Source organism: Burkholderia sp. Ac-20344, assembly GCF_017104975.1.
Classification (GTDB): domain Bacteria; phylum Pseudomonadota; class Gammaproteobacteria; order Burkholderiales; family Burkholderiaceae; genus Burkholderia.
Window position 1 is genome coordinate 1 of record NZ_JAAGPP010000245.1, and the last position, 8,395, is coordinate 8,395.

The window sequence follows — 8,395 nt, forward strand, 5'->3', positions numbered from 1 at the left end:
TGCTCTGCGCCGGGCCTGTCGGTCACGCCGCATTCGGGCAACAGCGCGCCGGGCAACCCGCTCGCACCGGTGTCGTCGCTGCTCCAGTCGCTGACGGGGGCACTGCCGAAGTAACCGGCCGGCCTCGCACGGCGGCGCCGGATCGGCCGCCGTGCGCAACGGCTCGCGCAACGCGGCATGACAGCGATGTCATGCCGCGTTGTCTTTTAGGTTTTCCGCCCGGTTTCGTCGCATGAATGACCGTCGATCGTCGCCGCGCGGCATGGAATAACCGGCCGCCGCCGTCCGTTTACATACCGAGCCACGGCACGGCCGCCCGGCGGGATAATGGTTGCGACGAAGCCGATCGTCCCGTCCGGCAGCACCGTGTCGCCGCGATGCCACGCCAAGGAGAACGGGAATGAAACGGATGCTATTCACCGCCGCGCTGATGGCGGCGATCGTGCGGCCGGCGGCCGCGGAACCGCCACGGGCCGCCGACGGGAAACTGGTCGACGAAGATCATATGACGCTGTACGTGTTCGATCGCGACGCGCCCGGCAAGAGCGCGTGCGACAGCGCGTGCGCGGCCAACTGGCCACCTGCGCTCGCCGACGCATACGACAAGGCTTCGGGCGCATTGAGCCTCGTCGCGCGCGACGACGGCAAGAAGCAATGGGCGTACCGCGGGCGCCCGCTGTATCGCTGGAAGATGGATCGCAAGGCCGGCGACGCCGGCGGCGACGGGATCGGCGGCATGTGGCACGTCGCGCGTCCGTGACGGCGCGGCGGCGCGCGAGGCATCCTGATGAGCTACGAATCGGATCTGCTGGTGTGGCTGCCGCATCTCACGCGCTATGCGCGCGCGCTGACGGGCGACCGGGCCTGGGCGGACGATCTCGTGCAGGACACCCTCGAGCGTGCGCTGAACCGCCCGCCGCGCGATAGCGGCAACCTGCGCGCGTGGCTGCTGACGCTGCTGCGGCACCACTTCATCGACCAGTTGCGCGCGCGGCGCGAGATCGCGGTCGACGACGCGACGGCGCCGTGGCAGACGATGGCCGCGCCGGCCGGCGAAATCGGCGGGCTGGTGCTGCGCGACGTGCAGCGCGCGCTGTACCGGCTGCCCGTCGAGCAGCGCGAGGTGCTGCTGCTGGTCGCGCTGGAGGAGTTGAGCTATCGCGACGCCGCGCAGGTGCTCGGCGTGCCGGTGGGAACGGTGATGTCGCGGCTCGCGCGGGCGCGCGGGCAGATGCGCGCACTGCTGTCGGACGAGCCGTCGACGCACGGCTCGGCCGCGTTACGGGTGATCGGGAAGCCATGATGGACGAATCGCACAAGCCTTCCAGCGAGCGGGACGACGATGCGTCGGCGCAACTGCTGTCCGCACTGCTGGACGGCGAGTTGTCCGGGCACGAGCGGCGCGAGATGCTCGAGCGCCTGCAGTCCGATCCGGAGGAAGCCGAACGGTTCGCGCATTACCGCGCACAGCGCGACGCGCTGCAGGCGCTGTTTCCGCTGCCGGGCGCCGCGCCCGCGCTGTTCGTGCAGCGCCGCGCGCCGCGCCGGCGCAGTGTCGCGTATGCGTTCGCGGGGCTCGCGGCCGGGCTGCTGATCGGCATCGCATTGCATGTGGGCTGGACGGCGTTCGACCGCGAACCGGGGTTCGCCGCGCGCGCGGATGTCGCGTATGCGGTGTACGCGGCCGAGCGCGAGCATCCGGTCGAGGTCGGCGCGGGCGATCCTGAGCGTCTCGTCGCGTGGCTGTCCACGCGTCTCGGGCGGCCCGTGCATGCGCCGTCGCTCGACGAATACGGCTATACGCTGCTGGGCGGCCGGTTGCTGCCCGGTGACGCAAGGCCGGCCGCGCAGCTCATGTACCAGCGCGCGGACGGCGAGCGCGTGACGCTGTACATGACAGCGTACGACGCGCGCCGTCTTGCGCCGCAGGCGATGTCGAGCGATGGCCGCTACACGTATTTCTGGTCGGATCGCGGCATCGGCTATGCGCTGTCCGGTCGCGGCGACGAACGGCGCCTGCGCGAGATCGCGATCGACGTGTGCGGCGCGCTCGGCGGCCCGACCGACGCGTGGAAGGGATGACGTGCGCGCCGCCGGCACGGAGCAGGCGATGAAGACGACGATGACGAAGGGGCTCGTGTTGATACCGGTGCTGGCGGCGCTCGCCACGGGCGCCGCGCGGGTACGCGCGGATGGCGACGCGCCGGTGCGCGTGCCCGTCGACGCGGACGGCGTGCAGCGGGTGGCGATCGTCGGCGGCAGCTATTTCTTCCGGCCGAAACACGTGATCGTGCGGGCGCACGTACCGGTGGAGCTGACCGTGTCGGCGGAATCCGGCGTGGTGCCGCACAGCTTCGAAATCGATGCGCCGCAGGCCGGCATTGCAGTGCACACCGAGCTCGGCACGACACCGAAGACGTTTCGCTTCACGCCGGCGCAGCCGGGCCGGTTCGCCTACTATTGCACGCATCGGCTGCTGTTTTTCAGGAGCCATCGCGAGCGCGGGATGGAAGGCGTGCTCGATGTCGAGGCGGCGCCGTGATTGCCGCGTTGCTGGCCGCGAGCCTGATAGGAGCGAGCATGACCGCCGATCCCGTGACCGTCGCGCAGGCGCACTTCGACCACGTCCGCTCGTACCGCGCGACGATCCGCTCGTCGGCGCGCAGCGGCGAACGGACGGAAATCCGCTACGCGTACCTGAAGCCGGGCTTCGTCCGGATGGATTTCGTGTCGCCGCATCACGGTGCGGTGCTCGCCTACGATCCCGGCGACGGCAAGGTGCGGCTGCGCCCGTTCGGCGCGCATGCGCCGCCTGCGCTGACGCTGGCGCCGTCCAATCCGCTCGTGCGCGACCGCAGCGGCCACCGGGTCGACCGGTCGGACGTCGGCGAACTGCTGCGCAACGTCCATGCACTGCAGGAAGGCGGCGCGACGGTGACCGAAGGCGAGGAGGCCGTCGGCGGCCGGACCGCACTGCGCGTGTCGGTCACGGGCGCGCCCGCGCACGCGGTCGACGGCGTGCATCGCTACCGGCTGTGGCTGGATACCCGGGACGGTTTTCCACTGAAGGTCGTCAGCTTCGCGGACGGTGACGACGTGCCGCTCGAAACCGTGACGCTCGACGATGTCGAGATCGACGTCGCGTTTCCCGAACGCTTCTTCGCGCCCTGAGCGGTGCGCTGACTCATGCCCCTGACGGGCATGCCGGAGGCTGCATGGCGGAATACCGGTTCTCGACGACCTGGCGCGTGGACGCGCCGCTCGCGGTGGTGTGGGACGCGATCTACCAGGTCGACCGCTGGCCCGGCTGGTGGAAAGGCGCCGTGAGCACCGTCGAGATCGAGCCGGGCGATGCGCGCGGCGTCGGCGCGCTGCACCGGTACACGTGGAAAGGGGCGCTGCCGTACCGGCTGACCTTCGACATGCGCGTGCGACGCGTCGAGCCGCCGCATGCGCTCGAAGGGCGCGCGAGCGGCGCGATCGAAGGCGACGGATGCTGGTCGTTCATCGCCGACGGCGCGCGCACGATCGTGCGCTACGACTGGCACATCCGCACGCACGTGCGCTGGATGAACCGGCTGGAGCCGCTCGGTCGCCCGCTGTTCCGATGGAATCACGACGTGGTGATGCGCGAAGGCGCGAAGGGGCTCGCGCGGCTGCTGGGCGCGGCGGTCGAGACGGATGGCCGGACTTTCCGGCCGTTGTCGGACGCGGGCTGCGCCGATGCCTGAACGCGTGTGAACGCGAGGAAAAGCGCCGAGCGACGGGCTGCGCCGCTCAGCGCGCGTACGCCATCACGGCGCCATCCACCACCCGTGGAACGCGTTCGCCGCCGGCCGAGCCATGGGTGGATACCGCTCATGTCATCGGGCAGGCTCTGGCGCGTCCAGATGCCGGTCAGTGCGTTGGTCGGCTTCGCCTGGATCGCGAGATCGGCCCCGGGCGCTTCGCGCTGTGCGTCGATGGGCGTGCCGGCGAACGACGCACAGGCGGCGGGGCGCATCAGGGCACGGACGCTGTCTCCCTGGAACGATGCAAACGTCATATCAAATCCCTGGTTCTAATTCGTGTGGAGTCCTGCTTGTCGGTCGCTGTCCGGACGTTCGGCACCGATCGGCCAGGCATGAAGATGAACGCAACGCGGCGCATCGTAGGCGTGTCAAATGCGAAAGTCGCATGCAAACGAGAATGATTCGCATATAAATCGCTGAATGCAATTCGTGCCCCACGGATGGGGACGACGCGTGTTTAGTACCGAGGCAAACCGCAAATACCGGCGTAATGAAAATGTATGATTCGATGCGGATCGATGGATCCGCGGGAAGGCACGCGAAGGTCGTCCGGCGGAGGCGGGCGGACGCGCTGCGGCGGACGGAATCGGCGCCCGCGCAGGTTTTTTCGTGCGATGCCGCCGATCGCAGGAACTCCGTGCTTACCCGGTGTCCAAACGGGGCTGGATGAGATTCGCGGGCCGCGCGCGCCCGCCGGTCAGGCTGGGAGCGTTCGTAATGGCATTGTTTTGAAAGGATTTTTTGTTGTTTTCACGTGCTTTTTCCGCCGCGTCTCCGCCTTGAAAATTCGTCCGGTTTCCCTTCTTGAATTTGTCAAAACCCGTCCATATAATTAGCACTCGCTGCACGAGAGTGCTAACAATTCTCTGCCGGGCGATAAGCCGGGCAGATTCCCTAAGCGTTCTTCAATCTCAGTCAAGAGAGGAGTGAATATGAACCTTCGTCCTTTGCACGATCGCGTGATCGTCAAGCGCCTGGATCAGGAAACCAAGACCGCCTCGGGCATCGTGATCCCCGACGCCGCTGCTGAAAAGCCGGACCAGGGCGAAGTCCTGGCCGTCGGCCCGGGCAAGCGCGACGACAAGGGCGCCCCGATCGCGCTCGACGTGAAGGTCGGCGATCGCGTCCTGTTCGGCAAGTACGCAGGCCAGACCGTGAAGGTCGACGGCAACGAACTGCTGGTCATGCGCGAAGAAGACATCATGGCCGTGGTCAACGCGAAGTAAGCGTCCACCGACGGCACATATTCCCAAGAATTCAAGGAGTTAGAAGATGGCAGCTAAAGACGTCGTATTCGGCGATTCCGCCCGTTCGAAGATGGTCGAAGGCGTGAACATTCTCGCCAACGCAGTCAAGGTCACGCTGGGTCCGAAGGGCCGCAACGTGGTGCTCGAGCGCAGCTTCGGCGGCCCGACGGTCACCAAGGACGGTGTGTCGGTCGCGAAGGAAATCGAGCTGAAGGACAAGCTCCAGAACATGGGCGCGCAAATGGTCAAGGAAGTGGCTTCCAAGACCAGCGACAACGCAGGCGACGGCACGACGACGGCAACCGTCCTCGCGCAATCGATCGTTCGCGAAGGCATGAAGTACGTCGCATCGGGCATGAACCCGATGGACCTGAAGCGCGGCATCGACAAGGCAGTCGCAGCGGCTGTCGAAGAGCTGAAGAAGATCAGCAAGCCGTGCACGACGAACAAGGAAATCGCACAGGTCGGCTCGATCTCGGCGAACAGCGACACGTCGATCGGCGATCGCATCGCTGAAGCGATGGACAAGGTCGGCAAGGAAGGCGTGATCACCGTCGAAGACGGCAAGTCGCTGGCCGACGAACTCGACGTCGTCGAAGGCATGCAATTCGACCGCGGCTACCTGTCGCCGTACTTCATCAACAACCCGGAAAAGCAAGTCGCCGTCCTCGACAACCCGTTCGTGCTGCTGCACGACAAGAAGGTGTCGAACATCCGCGATCTGCTGCCGGTGCTCGAGCAAGTCGCGAAGGCTGGCCGTCCGCTGCTGATCATCGCTGAAGACATCGAAGGCGAAGCGCTCGCAACGCTGGTCGTGAACAACATCCGCGGCATCCTGAAGACCGTTGCGGTCAAGGCACCGGGCTTCGGCGACCGTCGCAAGGCGATGCTGGAAGACATCGCGATCCTGACCGGCGGCCAGGTGATCGCGGAAGAAACCGGCCTGACGCTCGAGAAGGCAACGCTGGCAGAACTGGGCCAGGCGAAGCGCATCGAAGTGGGCAAGGAAAACACGACGATCATCGACGGCGCAGGCGAAGCCGTGAACATCGAAGCACGCGTGAAGCAAGTGCGCGCGCAAATCGAAGAAGCGACGTCGGACTACGACCGTGAAAAGCTGCAAGAGCGCGTGGCCAAGCTGGCCGGCGGTGTTGCAGTGATCAAGGTCGGCGCTGCGACCGAAGTCGAAATGAAGGAAAAGAAGGCACGTGTCGAAGACGCACTGCACGCAACGCGCGCAGCTGTGGAAGAAGGCATCGTGGCAGGTGGCGGCGTTGCGCTGATCCGCGCTCGCACCGCGATCGCCAGCCTGACCGGCGCGAACGCCGACCAGAACGCCGGCATCAAGATCGTGCTGCGCGCGATGGAAGAGCCGCTGCGCCAGATCGTCACGAACGGCGGCGAAGAAGCCAGCGTCGTGGTGGCGGCAGTTGCTGCAGGCCAGGGCAACTACGGCTACAACGCAGCAACGGGCGAATACGTCGACATGGTCGAAGCCGGTGTTGTCGACCCGACCAAGGTCACGCGTACCGCACTGCAGAACGCAGCTTCGGTTGCAGGCCTGCTGCTGACGACGGACGCAGCCGTTGCCGAACTGCCGAAGGAAGATGCACCGATGCCGGGCGGCATGCCGGGCGGCATGGGCGGCATGGGCATGGACATGTAATCGACTTCGGTCGATGGTGTCCGGAGCGCGCAGCGATGCGCGTTCCAGCCATAAAAAAAGACCCGCAGCGATGCGGGTCTTTTTTTATGGTGCGCACGGATTTCGATGCGTGTGCGGGGCGGCCGGAGATGTCGCGCCCAAAACGGCGGGGCATGCCCCACCGCGCCCGCCTCAATGCCGGTGCGACGTCCTCGGCACCGGGTCGGCCTTCACGGCCGGCGGCGTGTCCGAGTCCTCGTTGCTGCGCGCCCAGAAGAACCGGTCGGGCAGGTACGCGCCCATGCCGGGCCGGAACGCGTCACGCACGGCCTGGTACAGGTATTCCTGCGCCTCGCGAACCGCTTCGGGCGGCTCCTGGCCGTTCGCGAGCAGCGCCGCGATGGCCGCGCCCAGCGTGTCGGTGATCCCCATCAGCCGGTGCGGCGAGCGATCCCACATGTCCTCGCGGAGCTGGCCTTCCTCGCCGTACAGCGTGTTGACGAGCCGGTGCGTGCCCGTCTCCGACGACAGGATGTACTCGCAGCCCTGCGACAGCAGGTGCGAGACGGCCGCGTCGAGATTCGGCGCTTCGGCGTCGCCGTCCGGCTGCGCGAGCGCGATCAGCGTCGCGTAGTCGGCGACCAGCAGCGTGGTTTGCGGCGCGAGCAGGTCGGCGATCGATTCGCGCAGGTCGTCGGCGGCGAGCACGTGCTCGTCGTCGAGCGTGAAGTCCGGTGCGAGCACGAGCGGCACGCCGTCGTAGTCGGCGACGACCTCGGCGATCGCGCTCACGACTTCCGCGCGCGTCGCCGCGCCGATCTTGAACGCCGCAACCGGCATGTCTTCGAGCAGCATGCGCGCCTGGGCGGCGACCACGTCGGGATCGAGGCCGGTCACTTCGTCGCAGGCGGCCGAGTCGCGCACGGTGTAGCCCGTCAGGACGGACACGCCGTGACAGCCCATGCTCGCCAGGGTCATCAGATCGGCTTGGAGGCCGGAGCCGCCGGTGGGATCGGACAGGCCGAAGGTGAGGACGATCGGAGGGGCGTTGCTGGACATGTAAAAATGGGGCAAGAGAAAAACGGGAAAGCGACGGACATGCGGACGGCGAGGCGAAATGGGCGTTTTCGGCCCTGTGTTGCCCGGCAGGCCGCACTTTTCAGTCATTATGCGGCGGAATCCCGCCCGCACGACGGATTTTTTAGCGCAGCGCAACGTAGTCGCCATACTCCAGCGCGATTGCTAGGCAGTCCGGCCCCGACACGGTACCATCATGGCTCCCGAATTTACCGACTTTCCCGACGCGGCTTAAGATGGAATACAAGAGCTGGATGTGCCTGATTTGTGGCTGGATTTACGACGAAGAAGCCGGGCTGCCGGAAGAGGGCATTGCCCCGGGCACGCGCTGGGAAGACGTCCCGATCAACTGGACGTGTCCTGAATGCGGCGCCCGCAAGGAAGACTTCGAGATGGTCCAGATCTGACCGGACCCTTGGCCCACGGACACACCGCTCAGGCCTCGCATCGTCCCGGCGCTCGCGCGTCGGGGCTCGCGCGAGCGACTTGACGATGACAGGCGCGCGTGTCCATGAGGCCCGAACCGGCGAACGTTCCCCACCCTGACGCACTGCCCAACCCGCGCGGCGGGGCCGTGCGCGCGGCCGACGCATGGCTGGCGGCGGCCGCCGACGCGTTCGAGCGTCGCGACGACG

Annotated in this window: 10 protein-coding genes; 9 read left to right on the forward strand and 1 reads right to left on the reverse strand. The window is 66.9% G+C overall.

Translation table 11 applies throughout. The features are described from left to right. Positions 1–400 precede the first annotated feature (400 nt). The 8 genes from G3N64_RS37245 to groL all read left to right on the forward strand — a co-directional run bounded on the left by G3N64_RS37245 (position 401) and on the right by groL (position 6,704). Positions 401–760 (forward strand): hypothetical protein, encoded by a 360-nt coding sequence (locus G3N64_RS37245; RefSeq protein WP_205788609.1) that lies wholly within the window; start codon positions 401–403, stop codon positions 758–760. A gap of 27 nt (positions 761–787) precedes the next feature. Next, a complete protein-coding gene (locus G3N64_RS37250; protein WP_205788610.1) occupies positions 788–1,303 on the forward strand; it encodes a sigma-70 family RNA polymerase sigma factor in 516 nt (171 codons plus the stop codon). Next, positions 1,300–2,082 (forward strand): anti-sigma factor, encoded by a 783-nt coding sequence (locus G3N64_RS37255; protein ID WP_205788611.1) that lies wholly within the window; start codon positions 1,300–1,302, stop codon positions 2,080–2,082. Before G3N64_RS37250 ends, G3N64_RS37255 begins: the two co-directional genes overlap by 4 nt. 28 nt (positions 2,083–2,110) lie before the next feature. Beyond that, a complete protein-coding gene (locus G3N64_RS37260; RefSeq protein ID WP_205788612.1) occupies positions 2,111–2,542 on the forward strand; it encodes a quinol oxidase in 432 nt (143 codons plus the stop codon). Next, the gene (locus tag G3N64_RS37265; protein WP_205788613.1) at positions 2,539–3,171 is read left to right on the forward strand and encodes a DUF1571 domain-containing protein; all 633 of its coding nucleotides are present in this window, start codon (positions 2,539–2,541) and stop codon (positions 3,169–3,171) included. The genes G3N64_RS37260 and G3N64_RS37265 overlap by 4 nt, the downstream gene beginning before the upstream one ends. Positions 3,172–3,215: 44 nt before the next feature. After that, positions 3,216–3,731, forward strand: coding sequence for an SRPBCC family protein (locus tag G3N64_RS37270; RefSeq protein ID WP_205788614.1), 516 nt, complete (start codon positions 3,216–3,218; stop codon positions 3,729–3,731). Between the two features lie 992 nt (positions 3,732–4,723). Continuing rightward, positions 4,724–5,017 (forward strand): co-chaperone GroES, encoded by a 294-nt coding sequence (groES, locus tag G3N64_RS37275; RefSeq protein WP_011351136.1) that lies wholly within the window; start codon positions 4,724–4,726, stop codon positions 5,015–5,017. A gap of 46 nt (positions 5,018–5,063) precedes the next feature. After that, positions 5,064–6,704, forward strand: coding sequence for a chaperonin GroEL (gene groL / locus G3N64_RS37280; protein ID WP_205788615.1), 1,641 nt, complete (start codon positions 5,064–5,066; stop codon positions 6,702–6,704). A gap of 171 nt (positions 6,705–6,875) precedes the next feature. Here the strand turns inward: groL and G3N64_RS37285 are convergent, their stop codons facing one another. Further along, a complete protein-coding gene (locus G3N64_RS37285) occupies positions 6,876–7,742 on the reverse strand; it encodes a hydroxymethylpyrimidine/phosphomethylpyrimidine kinase (protein ID WP_205788616.1) in 867 nt (288 codons plus the stop codon). Positions 7,743–7,996: 254 nt separating this feature from the next. On the opposite strand from G3N64_RS37285, the gene G3N64_RS37290 reads away from it, so the two are divergent. Beyond that, complete coding sequence (locus tag G3N64_RS37290) at positions 7,997–8,167, forward strand: rubredoxin (RefSeq protein WP_004186709.1); 171 nt, start codon at positions 7,997–7,999, stop codon at positions 8,165–8,167. Positions 8,168–8,395: the final 228 nt, after the last annotated feature.

Coding starts and splice junctions, on each gene's coding strand:
- G3N64_RS37245 (WP_205788609.1), top strand. CDS start 401: ATGAAACGGATGCTATTCACCGCCGCGCTGATGGCGGCGATCGTGCGG.
- G3N64_RS37250 (WP_205788610.1), top strand. CDS start 788: ATGAGCTACGAATCGGATCTGCTGGTGTGGCTGCCGCATCTCACGCGC.
- G3N64_RS37255 (WP_205788611.1), top strand. CDS start 1,300: ATGATGGACGAATCGCACAAGCCTTCCAGCGAGCGGGACGACGATGCG.
- G3N64_RS37260 (WP_205788612.1), top strand. CDS start 2,111: ATGAAGACGACGATGACGAAGGGGCTCGTGTTGATACCGGTGCTGGCG.
- G3N64_RS37270 (WP_205788614.1), top strand. CDS start 3,216: ATGGCGGAATACCGGTTCTCGACGACCTGGCGCGTGGACGCGCCGCTC.
- groES (WP_011351136.1), top strand. CDS start 4,724: ATGAACCTTCGTCCTTTGCACGATCGCGTGATCGTCAAGCGCCTGGAT.
- groL (WP_205788615.1), top strand. CDS start 5,064: ATGGCAGCTAAAGACGTCGTATTCGGCGATTCCGCCCGTTCGAAGATG.
- G3N64_RS37285 (WP_205788616.1), bottom strand. CDS start 7,742: ATGTCCAGCAACGCCCCTCCGATCGTCCTCACCTTCGGCCTGTCCGAT.
- G3N64_RS37290 (WP_004186709.1), top strand. CDS start 7,997: ATGGAATACAAGAGCTGGATGTGCCTGATTTGTGGCTGGATTTACGAC.